This window comes from Pseudomonas chlororaphis, assembly GCA_001023535.1.
GTDB classification, from domain to species: Bacteria; Pseudomonadota; Gammaproteobacteria; order Pseudomonadales; family Pseudomonadaceae; genus Aquipseudomonas; species Aquipseudomonas chlororaphis_E.
In genome coordinates this window covers 1559652-1578444 of sequence record CP011020.1, presented here as the reverse complement: position 1 = coordinate 1578444, position 18793 = coordinate 1559652, and the positions used below count along the sequence as shown (strand labels likewise).

The following is an 18793-nucleotide window of genomic DNA, read 5'->3' as shown; positions in this document are numbered from 1 at the left end:
GGGAGCAAGCTCCCTCGCCACGGATAGATCCATTACCCGCGTATTTCTCAACGTATTTCGCGGCTGGGCTCGGCAGCCATGAGCGCCTCTCTCGGCGGGGTTTTCAGGTAGGGATTGGCGCAACCGATCTTCAGTGTCCGTGGTGGCGCCCATTGGGAGTTGTTGCCCACTCGGTCGAGGATGCAGTAGCTCACTTCCAGGCGCAGGTCCTCGCCGGCTTCCAGGATGAGCTGCGGCGGCACCCAGACATTGATCGGCTGGCCGACCTCGTTCGGCTTGATCCGCGGCAGGTCCATGCGTACGTCGCCCCAGCGCAGGGTGATCGCGTCGTCGGGGGCCATGTTCAGGTAGGGTTCGATCGTCAACGGCACGCCGCGTTTGATCTGGCTAGGGTTGACGCCCTTGCGGCGGATGGTCTCGGGGATACGCACCGGCGCCAGGCCCTGGTTTTCATCGCCGCTCAGGGCTGACGGCTGGCCGCCGGGGCAGTCGAGCTTCACCTGTATCCGGCGCGTGGCCGACAGCGCCGGCCCGCGCCCGACCTGCATCACCCGGTAGTGCAGGCACGCGGTGCCGTTGACGATGAAACTCTCCGGCACTCGCAGCGTGACGCTGCTTTGCACGTCCTCCGGCGACAGCAGGCGCGAGCCGACGTAGCAGTTGTCCCAGAACAGTTCGATCAGGTCGCCGGCGTCCATGCCGGGGTAGGGGGCTATGGCGACCTCCAGGCGGGCGGCGCTGGTGATATTGATGCCGGCGGGGTGGGCATTGGCCAGGGTCGGTGCGGCCAGCCCGGGAAGATTCGACGTACAGGTCATGGTGTTCTCCTTGATGCTTAAAACGAAGTCCGTTTCGGGAAGATCAAAGGCGCTTGTGTTCGCGACATACTTTTATGGGCGCTGTCATTGAAGTTAATGACGGTTAATCGCCGTGCAGAATTAAAAAAGTGTGCCTCGCCTGTGAGACAGGGCACTAGATAAGGGTTCATCAGTTTCAGTGTCAATAGAGGCACTTGCCTAATAAAACATTCAGTCAGGCTTCAGAATGTTCCTACGAACTGAAGTTAGGAATGCTCGACGGAAAATGCACTTTTCCTCGGTTTGTCGTGTTATGAGGCCTGAATGTCGGGGGCTGCGGGTTTCAATGATTGGCAACGGACCGAAAGGGAATATGTCACTGGGATGGGGCTGAGCGTCGCGGTGAATCCGCGTGAAAGTTGCAAGTTGTATCGGGTTAATACATTCAGAGACGGTGTGTAATTGTGCGGTTGTCACACTTCCTTCCCTGGAAGTGTGGAGAGGATGATTAACTTAGTGGCTGTCGTGTCCGGCGGAGAGGAACTTGCTGAGGAACTGCCGAGTGCGTTCTTCCCGGGGCGCTGCAAACAAGGCCTTGGCTTCGCCTTGCTCGACGATGACGCCCTTGTCGAAAAACACCACGCGGTTCGCTACGTCGCGGGCAAAACCCATTTCGTGGGTCACGATGACCATGGTGCGTTTTTCTTCGGCCAGGCCGCGAATGGTCGCCAGTACCTCACCCACCAGTTCCGGATCGAGGGCCGAGGTCGGCTCGTCGAACAGGATGACCGCAGGCTCCATCGCCAGCGCCCGGGCAATCGCCACGCGCTGCTGCTGGCCGCCAGACAGGCGCCGTGGGTAGGCGTCTTCCTTGCCGGCCAGGCCGACCTTGGCCAAAAGCTTGCGCCCCAGGGCCTCGGCGTCGGCCCGGGGTGTTTTCTTCACCACGATCGGACCTTCGGTGACGTTTTCCAGGGCGGTACGATGGGGGAAGAGGTTGAAGTTCTGGAACACGAAACCCACCTGCTGGCGCAAACGGCGCACCAGGCCCTGCTGCTGGTTCAGCGGGCGGCTGCCATCGATTTTGATGTCGCCGACCTTGATCTGGCCGCTGCTGGGCTCCTCGAGGAAGTTCAGGCAACGCAGGAAGGTGGTCTTGCCCGAGCCGCTGGGGCCGATGATCGCTACCACTTCGCCTTCTTCGATCTTCAGGTCGATGCCGTTGAGCACCACCTGACCCTTGAACTGCTTCGTCAGTTTTTCCACGACAATCATGGGTCAGGACTCCTGGTCATGCCGATTGACCCGGGCTTCCAGGACGTTCTGCAAGTGCGCGAGCACGCTCGCCAGAATCCAGTAGATCAGCGCGGCGGCAAGGTACATGGTGAAGATTTCGAAGGTTCGCGCGGTAATCAACTGCGCCTGGCGGAACAGCTCCGGCACCTGGATGGTCGCCGCCAGCGCGGTGTCCTTGACCAGGGAAATGAAGCTGTTGCCCAGCGGCGGCAGGGCCGTGCGCGCGGCTTGCGGCAGGATGGCCCGGCGCAGGGTCTGCGCGCGGGTCATGCCGATACTTGCCGCGGCTTCCCACTGGCCGCGCTCGATGGAGCTGATGGCGGCCCGCAGGATTTCACACGCATAGGCCGCCATGTTCAGCGAGAAGCCGATCAGGGCCGCCGGCAGTGGGTCCAGCTCGACGCCCAGTTGCGGCAATCCGTAATAGATCACGAACAACTGCACCAGCAACGGCGTGCCGCGAAAGAACGACACGTAGATGCGGGCGATCCAGCTCACCAGTTTGACGTGCGACAGGCGCATGAGCGCCAGGCCGAAGCCCAGCAGCAAACCGAAGAACATGCCGCCCAGGCTGAGGAAGATCGTGTAGTACGCACCCTTGAGCAGGAAGGGCGCGGAATCCAGTGCGAGTTGAAGAGCTGCTTCCATTATTGGGTAACGTCAGCGCTGAAGTATTTCTCCGAGAGCTTCTTCAGCGTACCGTCGGCGCGCAGTTTTTCGATGGCCTTGTTCACGGCCGCCAACAGCTCAGGCTCGCCTTTGCGCAGGGCAATGCCGGACTCCTGGCGCGAAAAGGCCTCGCTGGTGACGGTGGTGTCCTTGGCTTTCTTGGCGTATTCCAGCGCGGCCAGGCGGTCGATCAGGATGGTGTCGATACGGCCGACACGCAGGTCCTGAAACTTGGTGGGGTCGTCATCGTAGGTCTTGACCTGGGCGCCCGGCACCTCTGCCTTGACCCATTGCTCGTAGTTGGTGCCCAGGCCCACGCCGACTTTCTTGCCGTCCAGGTCCGCGGCCTTCTTGATGTTCAACTCGTCGGCTTTCTTGGTCAGTACCAGTGCCTGGATTCCGGAAACGGTGTACGGCTCGGAGAAGTCGTATTTTTTCTTGCGCTCCTCGGAGATGGTCACCTGGTTGACCACGGCGTCCAGACGCTTGGATTCCAGCGCCGCGAGGATACCGGCCCATGGGGTGGTCTGCAGCTTGACCTTCACACCCAGCTCCTTGGCCAGGGCTTCGGAGAACTCCACTTCGAAGCCGGTCAGCTTGCCGCTGTCATCGACGAAGCTGAACGGTGGGTAGGTGCCTTCCAGGCCAATCTTGATTTCACCGGCATCCTTGATTTTCTGCAGTTGCTCACCGGCAACCGCTTGCCCCAACAGGCCGGCGCTCAATGCCAGGCCCAGCGAACCTACCAACAGGTTGCGACGTAGTGCGGAAAAATTCATGACAAGCCCCTGTGTTTTCTTATGAAGACATCGATCTGGATGGGAAAGGCGTAGACGCGATCCGAAAAGATTGCCACATCCTGCCCTAAAAGCAGCCCGGACGTCTCGCGGCAAATACGCCTGCGGCGGGACTATAGGGCGGCCCTGTTAGATTGGAAAATAATATTAAATTAAACAAATATATCTATTTGGAATGAGCTCTTGTGGGAGCAAGCTTGCTCCCACAACGGATCTTCAGTAACCCTAAAATGCCCCGTCATAGGCAAACAACGCCGGGGCGCCGCCGGTGTGCAGGAACAGGATCGGACCTTCGTCGAAGCGGTCGCGACCGATGCCGTCGAGCAGGCCGGCCATGGCCTTGCCCGTGTAGACCGGATCCAGCAGCAGGCCTTCGAGACTCGCCAGCAACTTGACCGCCGCCAGTGTCCCGGCGTTGGGCTCGCCGTAGCGGGGGGCGAAGTACTCGTCCCACAGGTTAACCTTGAAAGCCTGCGCAAGCGCCACGCCCAGCAGTTCGGCGGTGCGCTCGGCCAGGCCCTGGACTTTCGGGAACTGGTCTTCTTCGCTGCGCGAAACCGTTACGCCAATGACCGGCAGCCGGGGCAGTGCCTCGCTCAACGCCAGCGCCAGGCCGCTGTGGGTGCCGGCACTGCCCGAGGCCAGTACGACGGCGGCGAAATCGAGCCCGGTGTCGTTGATCTGCCCGGCCAGCTCCAGGCCTGCACGGACATAGCCCAGCGCGCCCAAGGCGTTCGAACCGCCAATCGGCACCAGGTAAGGTTTTTTCCCGTTGCTGCGCAGGCGAGCGGCGAGGGCCTGCAGTTGCTCATCAGCGTTGTCCAGGTTGGCGACCAGCTCGACCTTGGCGTCGAACAATTCCAGCAACAGCCGGTTGCCGTTGCCCAGGTAATTGCTGTCCTCGGTGCCGATCGGGTTTTCCAGCAACGCCACGCAACCCAGGCCCAGTTTCGCGGCCAGGGCGGCGGTCTGGCGCACGTGGTTGGATTGGATCGCCCCGGCGGTGATCAGGGTGTCGGCGCCTTGGGCGATGGCATCGGCCGCCAGGTATTCGAGCTTGCGCAGTTTGTTGCCACCCAGTGCCAGGGGTGTCAGGTCGTCGCGCTTGATATAGACGTCGCGACCGAGCCAAGCGGAGAGACGCTCGAGTTTTTCCAGCGGTGTGGGGTGGCCGAGTAGTTCAAGGCGGTTAAAGCGGGCCAACTGTTGTTTGATCATTGCGCCGTACTGATTGCAGGAGATGCCTGGACTATAGGCATACCGATATTCAGGGGCAATCGCCAATCTGCCCGGTGTGTTGTTCGGGAGCGCTGAACGAATGTAGGTCAATCAGCGTCATACCCTCCCGTAGGCTAGTGTAGGAAACGTGCCGTCGGGCCGTGCGATTAGTCCTTAGCACCCTATTCATGTTTAACTTGAACGTTCATTCAAGTTAAACCGTCGGTTTGCTGCCCGCTCACAACAGGAGGCTTGCCTTTGCCGAGTCCGTTTTCGACCTTCGCTTTTTCGCCCTGCGGGACGCTCCGCCCATGAGCGCCTCGTCCCCTCCTTCCAGCGGCCTGGTCCGCGTGAACCCGCCGGTTTTTTACTTCGCCGCGACCGTCATCCTGCTGTTCGGCCTGGTGGTGATTACCCTGCCCGAGCAGGCCGGCGCCTGGTTGCTGGCGGCGCAGAACTGGGCGGCCAATACGGTCGGCTGGTACTACATGCTGGCGATGACCCTGTACCTGATCTTCGTGGTGGTGACGGCCTTGTCCGGCTACGGCAAGATCAAGCTCGGTGCCGATCACGACGAGCCGGAGTTCAGCTACCTGTCCTGGGCCGGCATGCTGTTCGCCGCCGGGATCAGCATCACGCTGTTTTTCTTCTGCGTCTCCGAGCCGCTGACCCATCTGGTACAACCGCCCCAAGGGGAGGCGGGCACCGCGGATGCGGCGCGCCAGGCCATGCAGATCCTCTTCCTGCACTGGGGCCTGCACGGCTGGGGCGTGTTCGCCTTCGTCGGCATGGCCCTGGCGTACTTCGCCTACCGACACAACTTGCCGCTGGCCCTGCGCTCAGCGCTGTACCCGCTGATCGGCAAACGCATCAACGGCCCCATCGGCTACGCCGTGGACGGCTTCGGCATCATCGCCACGGTGTTCGGCCTCGGCGCGGACATGGGCTTCGGCGTACTGCACCTCAACTCCGGTCTGGATTACCTGTTCGGCATTGCCCACACCCAGTGGATCCAGGTCGGCCTGATCGTGTTGATGATGGGCGCGGCGATCCTCGTGGCGGTGGCCGGCGTCGACAAGGGCGTGCGGGTCATGTCCGACATCAACATGCTGCTGGCCTGTGCGTTGCTGCTGTTCGTCCTGTTCGCCGGCCCGACCCAGCACCTGCTCAATACCCTCATCCAGAACCTGGGGGACTACCTCGGCGCCTTGCCGATGAAGAGTTTCGACCTCTATGCCTACAACAAACCCAGCGACTGGCTGGGCGGCTGGACGGTGTTCTATTGGGCCTGGTGGATCGCCTGGTCGCCGTTCGTGGGGTTGTTCATCGCGCGGATTTCCCGCGGCCGCACCATTCGCGAATTCGTGTTTGGCGTGCTGCTGATTCCCCTGGGCTTCACCCTGGCGTGGATGTCGATTTTCGGCAACAGCGCCATCGACCAGGTGTTGAACCACGGCATGAGTGCCTTGGGCATGTCTGCTCTGGAAAACCCGTCGATGAGCCTTTACCTGCTGCTGCAAACCTACCCCTGGAGCAAGACGGTGATCGCCGTCACCGTGTTCATCAGCTTCGTGTTCTTCGTCACGTCCGCCGACTCCGGCACCGTGGTGCTGTCGACCTTGTCGGCCAAGGGCGGCAGCCCCGACGAAGACGGGCCGAAATGGCTGCGGGTGTTCTGGGGCGCGATGACGGCGCTGGTGACCAGTGCGTTGCTGTTTTCCGGCAGCATCGATGCCCTGAAGTCGGCGGTGGTGCTCACGTCCTTGCCGTTCTCGATGATCCTGCTGTTGATGATGTGGGGGCTGCATAAGGCGTTCTACCTGGAGTCCCAGAAGCAGATCGCGCAGTTGTATTCCCTGGCGCCGGTGTCGGGTGCACGCCGGGGCAAGGGTGGTTGGCGCCAGCGCTTGAGCCAGGCGGTGCACTTCCCGTCCCGGGACGAGGTGTACCGCTTCCTCGACAGCACGGTGCGCCCGGCCGTCGAGGAAGTGAAGGCGGTGTTCGCCGAAAAAGGCCTGGCGGTCGTGACACAGCCAGACCCGGCCAACGACAGTGTCAGCCTGGAAATCGGCCATGGCGAGCAGCATCCGTTCATCTACCAGGTGCAGATGCGTGGCTACTTCACGCCGTCTTTTGCCCGCGGTGGCATGGGGTCCAAGGAGCTCAACAACCGTCGCTACTACCGCGCCGAGGTGCATTTGAGTGAAGGCAGTCAGGATTACGATCTGGTGGGCTACACCAAGGAGCAGGTGATCAACGACATCCTCGACCAGTACGAGCGGCACATGCAGTTTTTGCATTTGGTGCGTTGATCGTCTTCGTGGGTAGGGTGTATCGGGGGATTGCTGTTTTTGTGGGAGCGGGCTTGCCCGCGAAGGCGGCCTGACAGCCAACCTGACTCTCGCGGTAGCCCCCAAATCCAGCGGGTGATCGCGCCTGCCCGCGAAGGCGGCGGTTCAGACCAGCCCGCCGTTGGCCCGCAGGATCTGCCCATTCACCCAAGCGGCAGCCGGGCTCACCAGGAAGGCGATGATGTGGGCGATGTCCTCCGGCTGGCCGAGGCGTTCCAGGGGCGGCATCTTGGCGAAGTTCTGGATCTGTTCTTCGCTCTTGCCGTGCAGGAACAGTTCGGTCGCGACCGGGCCGGGGGCCACGGCATTGACTGTGATCTGGCGGCCGCGCAGTTCTTTGGCAAACACCTGGGTCAAGGATTCCACCGCAGCCTTGCTGGCGATGTACACCGAGTAGCCGGGCAGGTTCAGGCCCACGGTGCTGCTGGAGAAATTCACGATCCGCCCACCGTCGTTCAGGCGCGTCGCGGCTTCGCGCAGGGTGTTGAAGGTGCCACGGGTGTTGATGGCGAAGGTCTGCTCGAACAGCTCGTCGCTGTGCTCCACGAGGGGCATTACCTTGAGAATGCCGGCGTTGTTGATCAGCACATCGACCTTGCCCAACTGCGCTTCGGCTTCATCGAACATCCGACGCACATCGCTGGCCGAAGACACGTCGGCCTTGATCGCTATGGCTCGGTGACCGGCCTGGCGCAATTGCACCACCAGCTTCGAGGCTTCGGTGGCGCTGCTGGCGAAATTGATCGCCACGGCAAAGCCTTCGCGCGCCAACTGCTTGGCGATTTCGGCGCCGATGCCACGCGAGGCACCGGTGACAATGGCAACTTTGGAGGTTTGGGTCGTCATGGTGAGGTCCTTTGAAGTGGAGGTGCGTTAGGGTGACGCCAGACTCACATGTTTACTCCGGGTGATAAATATTCGAGAGTTGCCTTGGCTGTTCAATAATCACCAACAATCAGGGCGTGTGGAATGGACCAGGTCAAGGCAATGAAAGTGTTCGTGCGCATCTACGAACGCAGCAGCTTCACCCTGGCGGCCGAAGACTTGAACCTGCCGCGTGCAACGTTGACCCACACCCTCAATCAGTTCGAAGCCTGGCTCGGCGTGCGTTTGCTGGAGCGCAGCACCCGCAAGGTGCGGCCGACCCTCGATGGCGAAGCCTACTACCCGCGTTGCGTGCACTTGCTGGCGGAACTCGAAGAGGCCGAGCTGGCGTTTCGCAGCGTAGCGCCCAAGGGACGCCTGCGCGTCGACATGCACGGCACCCTGGCCCGGCACTTCGTGATCCCGGCATTGCCGCAGTTCATGGCGCGCTACCCGGACATCGAACTGTCCATCAGCGAGGCCGACCGCTACGTCGACCTGATCGCCGAGGGCGTCGATTGCGTGGTGCGCGCCGGCACGCTGGGGGACTCCTCGTTGATCGGCCGACGTGTCGCCACCCTGCGGCAGATCACCTGTGCCAGCCCCGCCTACCTGCGCCAGTACGGTGAACCGAAAACCCTCGCCGACCTGCGTCACCACCGGGCGGTGAACTACGTCTCGCGGACCACGGCCAAGCTGTACCCCTTTGAGTTCATGGTCGATGGCGAGCTCGAGGAAGTCGCTATCGAAGGCGCGCTCTCGGTATTTGGCGCCGAAATCTACGCCGCCTCGGCCATCGCCGGCCTTGGCCTGATCCAATGCCCACAGTACCGGATGCAGACGCAGATCCAGCAAGGCCTGATCCAGGAAGTCCTGCCCGCCACCCCACCACCGCCCATGCCGGTCTCGGTGCTCTACCCGCACAACCGCCACCTGTCGCCACGGGTTCGGGTGTTTGTGGATTGGTTGGCGCAGGTGTTCGAGGGCGCGCGTTGAAAGGACGGATGGATGAATGGGCGGATAAGATGTGCGCGAACTTTCCACCTGAACGGCGCGTCTGTGAAGTGTCAGCTTCGCCATCCGCACCCGCCGTTCGCACAAGAGAGCTTTCCATGACCTACACCGCTGCCGAAAACCGCTACGAGTCCATTCCCTACCGCCGCGTCGGTCGCAGCGGGTTGGTGCTGCCGGCGCTGTCGCTGGGGTTGTGGCACAACTTTGGCGACAGTACGCCGATCGACACCCAGCGCTCGCTGCTGCGCACGGCGTTCGACCTGGGCATCAACCACTTCGACCTGGCGAACAACTATGGCCCTCCTTACGGCAGTGCCGAGATCAACTTTGGCCGGTTGTTACGTGAAGACTTCAAGCACTATCGCGACGAGTTGATCATCTCCAGCAAGGCCGGCTGGGACATGTGGCCCGGCCCGTATGGCCAGGGCGGTGGGTCGCGCAAATATGTGCTGGCCAGCCTGGACCAGAGCCTGCAACGCCTGGGGCTGGACTACGTCGACATCTTTTATTCCCACCGTTTCGACGCCGATACGCCCCTGGAAGAGACCGCCAGCGCATTGGCCACCGCGGTGACGCAGGGCAAGGCGTTGTACGTCGGCATTTCTTCGTATTCCGGAGTGAAGACCCGGGAAATGGCGGCGTTGCTCAAGGAGTGGAAGGTGCCGTTGCTGATCCACCAACCGGCCTACAACCTGCTTAACCGCTGGGTGGAAAAAGACCTGCTGGACGCCACCGAGGCACTGGGGACGGGCGTGATCGCGTTTACGCCGCTGGCCCAGGGCCTGTTGACCGACAAGTACCTCAAGGGCATCCCGGCCGATGCGCGGGTCAACCGTCCCGGCGGCGGTTCGTTGCAGGCTTCGCACTTGTCGCCGCAGAACATCGCCCACGTGCGCGCCCTCAATGAGATCGCCCAGCAGCGGGGTCAGAGCCTGGCCCAGATGGCCTTGGCCTGGACCCTGCGTGATCCGCGGGTCACCTCCGCCCTGATCGGCGCCAGCCGTCCCGAGCAGATCATCGAGAACGTCGGAGCGTTGAAGAACCTGGCGTTCAGTGCCGAGGAACTGGCACAAATCGACCAGTTTGCCCTGGAGGGCGGGATCAATCTCTGGGAGAAACCGTCGACGGCGGAGTAACGCCTAGCGGTTACGCAATACCCGTGGCTAGGGCGCTGGCGCCCTAGTCACGGGTGACCTTACTTGAAGAACGGTACGTCCCCCAGCACCGTTGCCCGGTGCATCACCCGCCGCGCAGGGCGGTAGTCGTCTACGGCGAAATGCTGGGTCACGCGGTTGTCCCAGAACGCCACGTCATTGGCCTGCCAGCGCCAGCGCACGGTGAACTCGGGGCGGGTCGCGTGGGCGAACAGCAATTTCAGGATCACCTCGCTTTCGGTTTCCGACAGCTCGTTGATGCGGGTGGTGAAACCTTCATTGACGAACAGCGAGCGCCGCCCGCTCACCGGATGGGTGCGGATCACCGGATGAGACAGCGGCGGGTTTTTCCGGCGTGCCTGTTCCCAGCGCGCCAGGTCTTCGGCGGTGTTGCCGAAGCGCTCCAAGGGGAAGGAACGCGTGAAATCGTGGGTTGCGGTCAGGCCTTCCAGTAGGCGTTTGATGGGCGTCGACAAGGCCTCGTAAGCCGCGATGCCGCTGGCCCACAATGTGTCACCACCGAACGCCGGCAAGGACTTGGCGCTGAGCACCGCGCCCAGGGCCGGCGTTGGCAGGAAGGTCACGTCGGTGTGCCACACGGCGTTGTCGCGAACATCGGTGACGGCCGTGTCGAGCACCAGCACCTCGGGTTGCTCCGGCACGTTGGGGTAGATCGGATGAATATGCAGGTCGCCAAAATACGCGGCGAAACGCGCCTGTTGTTGCGGCTCGATCGGCTGGTCGCGGAAAAACAGCACCTGATGCTCCAGCAGGGCCTGCTCGATGAGCTCGCGGTGTTCCGGGGTCAATGGCTGGCTGATATCGATCCCGTCAATCTGCGCGCCGAGGGCGATGCTCAAGGGAGTAATGGTCGGACGGCTCATCGGTAGATTCTCGAATTCGGGCGCCGAAGGGTCGGCGTGGTCGTTGGTTTCAGCGGGCCTGGCCGTGCCATGGCACCAGTTTGCGTTGCAGGGCGCGCAGGCTCAGCTCCATGGCGAAGGCGATCAGGGCGATGACCAGGATCCCCAGCACCACGACGTCGGTCACCAGAAACTGGGCCGCCGACTGCACCATGAACCCCAGGCCGCTGGTGGCGGCGATCAGTTCGGCAGCCACCAGCGTCGACCAACCCACGCCCAGGCCGATACGAATACCGGTGAGGATGTCCGGCAGGGCACTGGGCACGATGACATGACGAATCAACTGGGCCCGCGTGGCCCCCAGCGACTGTGCGGCCCGCAGTTTGGCCGGGTCGACGGTGCGCACGCCGGTGGCCGTGGCGATGGCAATCGGGGCGAAGATGGCCAGGTAGATCAGCAGCACTTTCGACAACTCGCCGATGCCACACCAGATCACGATCAGCGGCAGATAGGCCAACGGCGGGATCGGCCGGTAGAACTCGATCAACGGGTCCAGCACGCCACGGGCAACGCGGTTGGCACCGATGGCAATGCCCACCGGCACGGCCGTCAACACCGCGAACAACAGGCCCAGGCCGATTCGTCCGAGGCTGGCGCCCAGGTGCTGCCAAAGGGTCGCGTCCATGTAGCCACTGGTTGCCAGCAGCCAGCCTTTTTGCAGCACTGCGGACGGCGAGGGCAGGAACAACGGCTCGATCAGGCCGCTGGCGGTAATGGCCCACCAGGCGGCGAGCAACACGACCAGGGTCAAGCCGCTGATCCATCGGATACTCAGGTTGAACTTAGGGGCGATCGCCGGGCGCCTGGCTTCAGGCGTACGGATCGCCGCCGGCACTTCATAACTGCTCATGGGCGCTCCTGTGTTCGAGTGGCGCTGCGCTGAGAGAACACCCTGGCAAGCACATGCTCGCGGGTTTCGATAAAACGCGGGTCGGACTTGATCGACCGTGCCGACTCCCCGGCCCCGTAGCGCCGGCCGAAGTCCAGGCTGAGGCGTTCGACGACCTGGCCGGGGTCGGGCGCCAACAGAATCAGGTCGGTGGCGAGGAACACCGCCTCCTCGATATCGTGGGTGATCAGGAACACGGGCTTGGCAGTGCGTTGCCAGACTTGCAGCAGCAGCTCCTGCATCTGTTCGCGGGTGAAGGCGTCCAGCGCACCGAAGGGTTCGTCCATCAGCAGTACGCGTGGATCGGCCGCCAGTGCCCGGGCCAGGCCGATACGCTGCTTCTGGCCACCGGAGAGCTGCCAGACGCGGCGTTTCTCGAAACCGGCCAGGTCCACCAGGGCCAGCATTTCCCGGGCACGGGCTTCGCGCTTGTCCTTGGGGACGCCCGCCAGTTCCAGGCCGAAGCCGACGTTCGCCAGCACATCCTGCCAGGGCAGCAGGGCGTCGTCCTGGAACACCACGCCGCGCTCGGCACCCGGCCCCAGGACCGGCACGCCGTCCAGGGTGATCTGCCCGGCACTGGGCTCGACGAACCCGGCGATCAGGTTAAGCAGCGAGGTCTTGCCGCTGCCGGACGGACCGAGGGCAACCAGCAATTGCCGTGGCCCCAGGGTCAGTGAAATATCCGCCAGCACGGGCGCCGGCGCGCCGGGGTACTGTGCGCTGATGCGCTCCAGCTGTAGCAAGGCCATCGCGGGGTCTCCCAAGGTTCTTCAGCGAGTGATGTACTCGGCGCTGACGTAAGGCGCGTAGTCCGGCAGCACGGCGTCGACCTTGCCTTGCTCCTTGAGGAACGCGGCGGTGTCGGTGATGGCTCGGGTGGTCGGCGCGCCGAGGCTCACGACCTGGTCGGCGGCCAGGGGAAAGACGTTGCCTTGCAGCAACAGCGGGATATCGCTGGCCTTGGCGCCGGAGAGTTTTACCAGCTTGTCGATGTTGGAGGCGTCGGCGATCCAGGCTTGTGGGTCCTTGCGGTACTGGGCGTAGGCATCTAGGGTGACCTTGGCGAAGGCCGTGACGATTTCAGGGTGCTTCTGGGCGAAATCCTTGCGCACGATCCAGGCGTCGAAGGTCGGCGCGCCGAACTGGGCGAGCTCCGCGGAGGTGATCAGCACCTTGCCGTTTTCCTTGGCCACGCCCAGGGCCGGGTCCCAGACGTAGGTGGCGTCGATGTCGCCGCGTTTCCAGGCGGCGATAATGGCTGGCGGCGCCAGGTTGAGTACGGTGACTTTCGACGGGTCGATGTTCCAGTGCTTCAACGCGGCCAACAGGCTGTAATGGCCGGTGGAAACGAACGGCACGGCGATTTTCTTGCCGATCAGGTCTTGTGGGGTCTTGATGCCGGAGCCGTCGCGGGCCACCAGCGCCTCGGCGGCACCGATCTGCGTGGCGATGAGGAACGTTTCCACCGGCACCTTGCGGGTGATGGCGGCGGTCAGCGGGCTGGAGCCGAGGTAACCGATCTGCACGTCGCCCGAGGCGATGGCGGTGATGACATCGGCGCCGTTGTCGAATTTGCGCCAGGCGATACTGGCCTGGGTGGCTTTTTCATAAGCGCCGTCAGCCTGGGCCACCTTGGCCGGATCGACAGTGGTCTGGTAGGCGACGGTCAGGTCGGCTGCCTGGGCAAACAGGCTGGTCGCGGCCAGCGTGGCGGCCGCGAGAAGGCGAAGGGAAACACGCAAAGTCATGGGAAAGCTCCTCAACAGGCCGCCGGATGTGTGGCGTGGGAGGAGACTAAATGATCTAAGAATTCAAAAATAAATAACTTTTTCGCATGAGCTTATCAGCGAAATTTTTTGCTCACTGGGTAGCTGGTGGCACCCTGCGCCTTGTGGCGAGGGGATTTCTCCCCGTTGGGTTGCGAAGCGACCCTAACAGATGACTGGCTGCGAAATCAGCTGAACAGGCACAGGGCTGCTTCGCAGCCCAACGGGGATAAATCCCCTCGCCACAACATCATTCCCAGATTAAGGGTGGGAATGATCAGGATGTGATCAGTTGCTGATCGCCAGAATACTCGCCTGATAGGCGCCCACGAACACGTCGAAATCCCCCACTTCGTTCTGCTCCAGATCGGCTTGCTGGACCAGGGACTCGCGCGCGGCCGTTTCGAAGGCGGCCTGTTCCTGGGCAGGCAAAGGCTCGGCACGGAAGTATTGAGCGTGAGCCTTGCTTTGGCGCAGGGAGAACTCGGCGAAGCTTTCCTGATGTTCGGCCATGGCGGCCAGCACCCGGGCTGAAGGGGTCAAGGATGGATCACGGACTTTCGCCCGTTGCGCGTCCAGTGCCTGGCGATGCGCGTCGCCTCCCTGGCTCTGGTCAAGCAGCGCGGCCAGTGGAGCGATTTTTTCCAGCAGCTCCATGGCCCAGGCCTGCATGTCCACCGATTGGCCCCGGCGCTGCAACTGCAGGCCTGGCTTGCGGCCTTCCTTGACCACGGTCAGGAAGTTGCTCGTGGCGTTGCCGCATTCGTTGTTTTCCAGTTGCGGGCTGTCATTGAGGCCGCAATACAGCAGGAATGCATCGAGGAACCGCGCTTCGGTGAGGTCGATGCCCATCGGCAGGAAGGGGTTGATGTCCAGGCAGCGCACTTCGATGTACTGGATACCCCGCGCCATCAATGCCTGGATCGGGCGCTCGCCGGTGTAGGTCACGCGTTTGGGGCGGATGTTGGAGTAGTACTCGTTTTCGATCTGCAGGATGTTGGTGTTGAGTTGCACCCATTCGCCGTTCTGGTGGGTGCCGACTTCGACGTAGGGCGCGTAGGGGGTCGCCACCGCTTTGCGCAGGCTGTCGGTATAGCTTGCCAGGTCGTTGTAACACGGCGTGAGGCCGGCCTGGGCGTTGCTCTGGTAACCCAGATCACTCATGCGCAGGCTGGTGGCGTAGGGCAGGTACAGGGTGTTCGGGTCCAGTTGTTCCAACTGATGCGGGCGGCCGCGCAGGAAGCCTGCGTCCAGGGCCGGCGAGGCGCCGAACAGGTACATCAGCAACCAACTGTAGCGGCGGAAGTTACGGATCAGCGCGATGTAGGCCGAGGACTGGAAGTCGCGGTCGCTCACGTCGGCGGCTTCGGTCTGCCGCAGCAGCGGCCAGAGTTTTTCCGGCAGGGAAAAGTTGTAATGGATCCCGGCAATGCATTGCATGGTCTTGCCGTAGCGCAGGGCCAGGCCCTTGCGGTAGACGTACTTGAGCCGACCGATATTCGAGGTGCCGTAGTAGGCGATCGGGATGTCCTCTTCCGCCGGCAACGGGCACGGCATCGAAGGGCTCCACAGGTACTCGTCGCCGAGCTTGCTGTAGGCGAACCGGTGGATCTTGTCGAGGCTGGCCAGGGTGTCGGCCGGGTTGGCCAATGCCGGGGTGATGAACTCCAGCAGCGACTCGGAATAGTCGGTGGTGATCTGTTCGTTGGTCAGCGCCGACCCCAACGCCTCGGGATGCGGGGTTTGGGCCAGGTGCCCGTTCTCCGTGACGCGCAGGCATTCACGCTCGATGCCATGCAGGCACTGTTCGAGCAGGGAGAGGTTGGCGCGCTCGCCGAGCAGGGCCAGGCGGCGGTTTAAAAGGTCGCTCAAGTTGAATTCCTTCACGCGTCAGTCGCCCCAATATGGGGGTGGGCAAGACGGTCTACAAGGGTGAAGTTAAAACTGGCGTTTTCGCCTGGTTTTTATGCTGTCATGGACTGATCACCGCAATGTCCTGTGGGAGCGAGCTTGCTCGCGATAGGGCAGTGTCAGTCAACACTCAGGTGACTGATCCGTCGCTATCGCGAGCAAGCTCGCTCCCACAAGGGGATTTCGTCGCCGCATTTGCAGCGCCGAAATTAACCCAAATCGATGACAGGGAGCTATAGCACAGCGAAGGTGCCTTGCGCTTTTGCGACCAACTTGTCGCCCTGGGTAACCTCGGCTTCGACCACCAGGGTGCGTCGCCCTGGATGGATGACCCGGGCGGTGCACATCACTTCGCCGTCGGAGACGGCGCGAATGTAGTTGATCTTGCACTCGATGGTCGCGCTCTGCTGGTCAAAGCCGTGAACACTGGAACAGGCCAGGCCCATGGCAATGTCCACCAGGCTGAACAGCGCGCCGCCGTGCAGTTTGCCGCCGCGATTGCGCAACGGCGGCTCAAGGTTCAGGGCGACCTGCGACACGCCGTCCCCGAGGCTGTGCAGACGGCAGCCGAGCAGTTTGAAAAACCCGCTTTCCACCAACCCGGCCGGCACGTCCATCAGCGTTTCTTCAATTGCTTGGCGTTGGCGAACAGCGAGGCCATGGCGTTGTTCGCCGGGGCGGCCGTGGCGGTTTCCTTGCGCGGTGCGGTGTTCTGCGACTGGCGCGGCGCCGAGCCCGGACGCGCGCCACGGGCCCCATCGATTTTCTCGCCCGGGGTGTCGCTCATGCGCATCGACAGGCCGACGCGTTTGCGCGGGATGTCGACTTCCATGACTTTTACTTTTACCACGTCACCGGCTTTCACGGCCTCGCGCGGGTCCTTGATGAACTTCTCGGACAGGGCCGAGATGTGCACCAGGCCGTCCTGGTGCACGCCGATGTCGACGAAGGCGCCGAAGTTGGTGACGTTGGTCACCACGCCTTCGAGGATCATGCCCGGTTGCAGGTCCTTGAGGTCTTCGACGCCTTCCTGGAACTCGGCGGTCTTGAATTCAGGACGTGGGTCGCGGCCGGGTTTCTCCAGTTCCTGGAGGATGTCGGTCACGGTGGGCAGGCCGAAGGTCTCGTCGGTGAACTTCTTTGGATCCAGGCGCTTGAGGAACGCGGCGTCGCCGATCAGCGAGCGGATGTCGCGGTCGGTCTGCGCGGCGATCCGCTGCACCAGTGGATAGGCCTCGGGGTGAACCGCGGACGAGTCCAGCGGATTGTCACCGTTCATGACGCGCAGGAAGCCGGCGGCCTGTTCGAAGGTTTTTTCACCCAGGCGTGGGACTTTCTTCAATGCCGCGCGGGTCTTGAAGGCGCCGTGCTCGTCGCGGTGGGTAACGATGTTCTGCGCCAGGGTCGCGTTGAGCCCCGAGATACGTGCCAACAGCGCCACCGACGCGGTGTTCACGTCCACGCCCACGGCGTTCACGCAGTCTTCCACCACGGCGTCCAGGCCGCGGGCCAGTTTCAGCTGGGACACGTCGTGCTGGTACTGGCCGACACCGATGGATTTCGGATCGATCTTCACCAGTTCCGCCAGCGGGTCCTGCAGGCGCCGGGCAATGGACACCGCGCCACGGATCGACACGTCCAGGTCGGGGAATTCCTTGGAGGCCAGCTCCGATGCCGAGTAAACCGATGCGCCAGCCTCGGAGACCATGACCTTGGTCATTTTCATCGCCGGGTACTTCTTGATCAGTTCGGCGGCCAGCTTGTCGGTCTCGCGGCTGGCGGTGCCGTTGCCGATGGCGATCAAGTCCACCGAATGCTTGGCACACAGCGCGGCCAGCACGGCCAGGGTCTGGTCCCACTTGTTGTGTGGCACGTGGGGGTAGACGGTGGTGTGGTCCAGCAGCTTGCCGGTGGAGTCCACCACGGCCACCTTGCAACCGGTGCGCAGGCCCGGGTCCAGGCCCAGGGTGGCGCGCGGGCCGGCCGGGGCGGCCAGCAGCAGGTCGTGCAGGTTGTGGGCGAATACGTTGATCGCCTCGGTTTCGGCGTTGTCGCGCAGTTCACCCAGCAGGTCGGTTTCCAGGTGGGTGTAGAGCTTGACCTTCCAGGTCCAGCGCACCACTTCGGCCAGCCATTTGTCGGCGGCGCGGTTCTGGTTCTGGATGCCGAACTGCTGGCCGATCATGCCTTCGCACGGGTGCATGGTGCCGGGCAGCTCATCGCTGACTTTCAGCGCGGAGCTGAGGATACCTTCGTTGCGGCCTCGGAAAATCGCCAGGGCACGGTGCGAAGGCACGCTCTTGAGAGGCTCGTCGTGTTCGAAGTAATCGCGGAACTTCGCGCCTTCCTCTTCCTTGCCGGCGATCACGCGGGCGCTGAGGATGGCTTCCTGCTTGAGGAAGTTGCGCAGTTTTTCCAGCAGGTTGGCGTCTTCGGCGAAGCGCTCCATGAGGATGTACTTCGCGCCTTCCAGCGCGGCCTTGACGTCGGCCACGCCTTTTTCGGCGTTGACGAAACGCGCCGCTTCGGTTTCCGGCGCCAGGGTCGGGTCGTTGAACAGGCCATCGGCCAGCTCGCCGAGGCCGGCTTCCAGGGCGATCTGGCCCTTGGTGCGGCGCTTCTGCTTGTAGGGCAGGTACAAGTCTTCGAGGCGGGTCTTGGTGTCGGCCAGCTTGATGTCGCGTTCGAGCTGCGGGGTCAGCTTGCCTTGTTCCTGGATGCTGGCCAGGATGCTGACGCGCCGCTCGTCGAGTTCGCGCAGGTAGCGCAGGCGCTCTTCCAGATGACGTAACTGGGTGTCATCGAGGCTGCCGGTGACTTCTTTTCGGTAACGGGCGATGAAAGGCACCGTGGAGCCCTCATCGAGTAGCGCGACGGCCGCTTCGACCTGTTGCGGGCGGACGCCGAGTTCCTCGGCGATGCGGCTGTTGATGCTGTCCATAAAACCACCTGACAAATGTGTGAAATCAGGCTCGCCACCACAGAGGTCGGGCTTGGCGAGACTGGTTGAGCGGGCGGGTGCGCGCCGCTGCCTGGGTCAAAAGGCTGCCTGTTGACCCGCGAAATTCAAAAAGTGCTGCCTGAGCCAGGGAAAAAATGAGTCGCCGGGGCCATGATCCGGCCTGTCCTGGCACAAAAGGG

At 62.7% G+C, this 18793-nt stretch carries 16 protein-coding genes; 3 read left to right on the top strand and 13 right to left on the bottom strand.

Annotated elements, in window-relative coordinates; translation table 11 throughout:
* Window positions 1-47: 47 nt before the first annotated feature.
* The 5 genes from VM99_06810 to VM99_06790 all read right to left on the bottom strand — a co-directional run bounded on the left by VM99_06810 (window position 48) and on the right by VM99_06790 (window position 4777).
* Window positions 48-818, bottom strand: a complete 771-nt coding sequence (locus VM99_06810; protein AKJ97784.1) for a hypothetical protein — start codon at window positions 816-818, stop codon at window positions 48-50.
* A 492-nt stretch (window positions 819-1310) separates the two neighbouring features.
* Window positions 1311-2072, bottom strand: a complete 762-nt coding sequence (locus VM99_06805) for an amino acid ABC transporter ATP-binding protein (GenBank protein AKJ97783.1) — start codon at window positions 2070-2072, stop codon at window positions 1311-1313.
* 3 nt (window positions 2073-2075) lie between these two features.
* Window positions 2076-2741: an amino acid ABC transporter permease gene (locus VM99_06800; protein AKJ97782.1), complete on the bottom strand. Its 666-nt coding sequence runs from the start codon at window positions 2739-2741 to the stop codon at window positions 2076-2078.
* Window positions 2741-3541 (bottom strand): cystine transporter subunit, encoded by an 801-nt coding sequence (locus VM99_06795; protein ID AKJ97781.1) that lies wholly within the window; start codon window positions 3539-3541, stop codon window positions 2741-2743. Before VM99_06795 ends, VM99_06800 begins: the two co-directional genes overlap by 1 nt.
* Window positions 3542-3784: 243 nt before the next feature.
* A complete protein-coding gene (locus VM99_06790; protein ID AKJ97780.1) occupies window positions 3785-4777 on the bottom strand; it encodes a cysteine desulfhydrase in 993 nt (330 codons plus the stop codon).
* 311 nt (window positions 4778-5088) lie between these two features.
* Between VM99_06790 and VM99_06785 the strand changes: the two genes are divergently transcribed.
* Complete coding sequence (locus VM99_06785; protein ID AKJ97779.1) at window positions 5089-7089, top strand: choline transporter; 2001 nt, start codon at window positions 5089-5091, stop codon at window positions 7087-7089.
* 144 nt (window positions 7090-7233) lie between these two features.
* Here VM99_06785 and VM99_06780 read toward each other — a convergent pair whose 3' ends face one another.
* Complete coding sequence (locus VM99_06780; GenBank protein AKJ97778.1) at window positions 7234-7974, bottom strand: 3-ketoacyl-ACP reductase; 741 nt, start codon at window positions 7972-7974, stop codon at window positions 7234-7236.
* Between the two features lie 123 nt (window positions 7975-8097).
* On the opposite strand from VM99_06780, the gene VM99_06775 reads away from it, so the two are divergent.
* Window positions 8098-8988 (top strand): transcriptional regulator, encoded by an 891-nt coding sequence (locus tag VM99_06775; protein ID AKJ97777.1) that lies wholly within the window; start codon window positions 8098-8100, stop codon window positions 8986-8988.
* Window positions 8989-9104: 116 nt separating this feature from the next.
* Window positions 9105-10142, top strand: a complete 1038-nt coding sequence (locus VM99_06770) for an L-glyceraldehyde 3-phosphate reductase (GenBank protein ID AKJ97776.1) — start codon at window positions 9105-9107, stop codon at window positions 10140-10142.
* A gap of 59 nt (window positions 10143-10201) precedes the next feature.
* Here VM99_06770 and VM99_06765 read toward each other — a convergent pair whose 3' ends face one another.
* From VM99_06765 to VM99_06735, 7 genes are all read right to left on the bottom strand, one after another.
* Window positions 10202-11044: a taurine dioxygenase gene (locus VM99_06765; protein ID AKJ97775.1), complete on the bottom strand. Its 843-nt coding sequence runs from the start codon at window positions 11042-11044 to the stop codon at window positions 10202-10204.
* A gap of 49 nt (window positions 11045-11093) precedes the next feature.
* On the bottom strand, window positions 11094-11933 hold the full coding sequence (locus VM99_06760) for a taurine ABC transporter permease (GenBank protein AKJ97774.1): 840 nt from the start codon (window positions 11931-11933) through the stop codon (window positions 11094-11096).
* On the bottom strand, window positions 11930-12724 hold the full coding sequence (gene tauB / locus VM99_06755) for a taurine transporter ATP-binding subunit (protein AKJ97773.1): 795 nt from the start codon (window positions 12722-12724) through the stop codon (window positions 11930-11932). Before tauB ends, VM99_06760 begins: the two co-directional genes overlap by 4 nt.
* 21 nt (window positions 12725-12745) lie before the next feature.
* Complete coding sequence (gene tauA, locus VM99_06750) at window positions 12746-13723, bottom strand: taurine ABC transporter substrate-binding protein (GenBank protein AKJ97772.1); 978 nt, start codon at window positions 13721-13723, stop codon at window positions 12746-12748.
* 306 nt (window positions 13724-14029) lie between these two features.
* The gene (locus VM99_06745) at window positions 14030-15613 is read right to left on the bottom strand and encodes a glutamate--cysteine ligase (GenBank protein AKJ97771.1); all 1584 of its coding nucleotides are present in this window, start codon (window positions 15611-15613) and stop codon (window positions 14030-14032) included.
* Window positions 15614-15885: 272 nt separating this feature from the next.
* The gene (locus tag VM99_06740; GenBank protein AKJ97770.1) at window positions 15886-16269 is read right to left on the bottom strand and encodes a hypothetical protein; all 384 of its coding nucleotides are present in this window, start codon (window positions 16267-16269) and stop codon (window positions 15886-15888) included.
* Window positions 16269-18593 carry a transcription accessory protein gene (locus VM99_06735; GenBank protein ID AKJ97769.1) on the bottom strand — a complete coding sequence of 775 codons (2325 nt, stop codon included), beginning with the start codon at window positions 18591-18593 and terminating at the stop codon, window positions 16269-16271. Before VM99_06735 ends, VM99_06740 begins: the two co-directional genes overlap by 1 nt.
* Window positions 18594-18793 lie beyond the last annotated feature (200 nt).

Coding starts and splice junctions, on each gene's coding strand:
- VM99_06810 (AKJ97784.1), bottom strand. CDS start 818: ATGACCTGTACGTCGAATCTTCCCGGGCTGGCCGCACCGACCCTGGCC.
- VM99_06805 (AKJ97783.1), bottom strand. CDS start 2,072: ATGATTGTCGTGGAAAAACTGACGAAGCAGTTCAAGGGTCAGGTGGTG.
- VM99_06800 (AKJ97782.1), bottom strand. CDS start 2,741: ATGGAAGCAGCTCTTCAACTCGCACTGGATTCCGCGCCCTTCCTGCTC.
- VM99_06795 (AKJ97781.1), bottom strand. CDS start 3,541: ATGAATTTTTCCGCACTACGTCGCAACCTGTTGGTAGGTTCGCTGGGC.
- VM99_06790 (AKJ97780.1), bottom strand. CDS start 4,777: ATGATCAAACAACAGTTGGCCCGCTTTAACCGCCTTGAACTACTCGGC.
- VM99_06785 (AKJ97779.1), top strand. CDS start 5,089: ATGAGCGCCTCGTCCCCTCCTTCCAGCGGCCTGGTCCGCGTGAACCCG.
- VM99_06780 (AKJ97778.1), bottom strand. CDS start 7,974: ATGACGACCCAAACCTCCAAAGTTGCCATTGTCACCGGTGCCTCGCGT.
- VM99_06775 (AKJ97777.1), top strand. CDS start 8,098: ATGGACCAGGTCAAGGCAATGAAAGTGTTCGTGCGCATCTACGAACGC.
- VM99_06770 (AKJ97776.1), top strand. CDS start 9,105: ATGACCTACACCGCTGCCGAAAACCGCTACGAGTCCATTCCCTACCGC.
- VM99_06765 (AKJ97775.1), bottom strand. CDS start 11,044: ATGAGCCGTCCGACCATTACTCCCTTGAGCATCGCCCTCGGCGCGCAG.
- VM99_06760 (AKJ97774.1), bottom strand. CDS start 11,933: ATGAGCAGTTATGAAGTGCCGGCGGCGATCCGTACGCCTGAAGCCAGG.
- tauB (AKJ97773.1), bottom strand. CDS start 12,724: ATGGCCTTGCTACAGCTGGAGCGCATCAGCGCACAGTACCCCGGCGCG.
- tauA (AKJ97772.1), bottom strand. CDS start 13,723: ATGACTTTGCGTGTTTCCCTTCGCCTTCTCGCGGCCGCCACGCTGGCC.
- VM99_06740 (AKJ97770.1), bottom strand. CDS start 16,269: ATGGACGTGCCGGCCGGGTTGGTGGAAAGCGGGTTTTTCAAACTGCTC.
- VM99_06735 (AKJ97769.1), bottom strand. CDS start 18,593: ATGGACAGCATCAACAGCCGCATCGCCGAGGAACTCGGCGTCCGCCCG.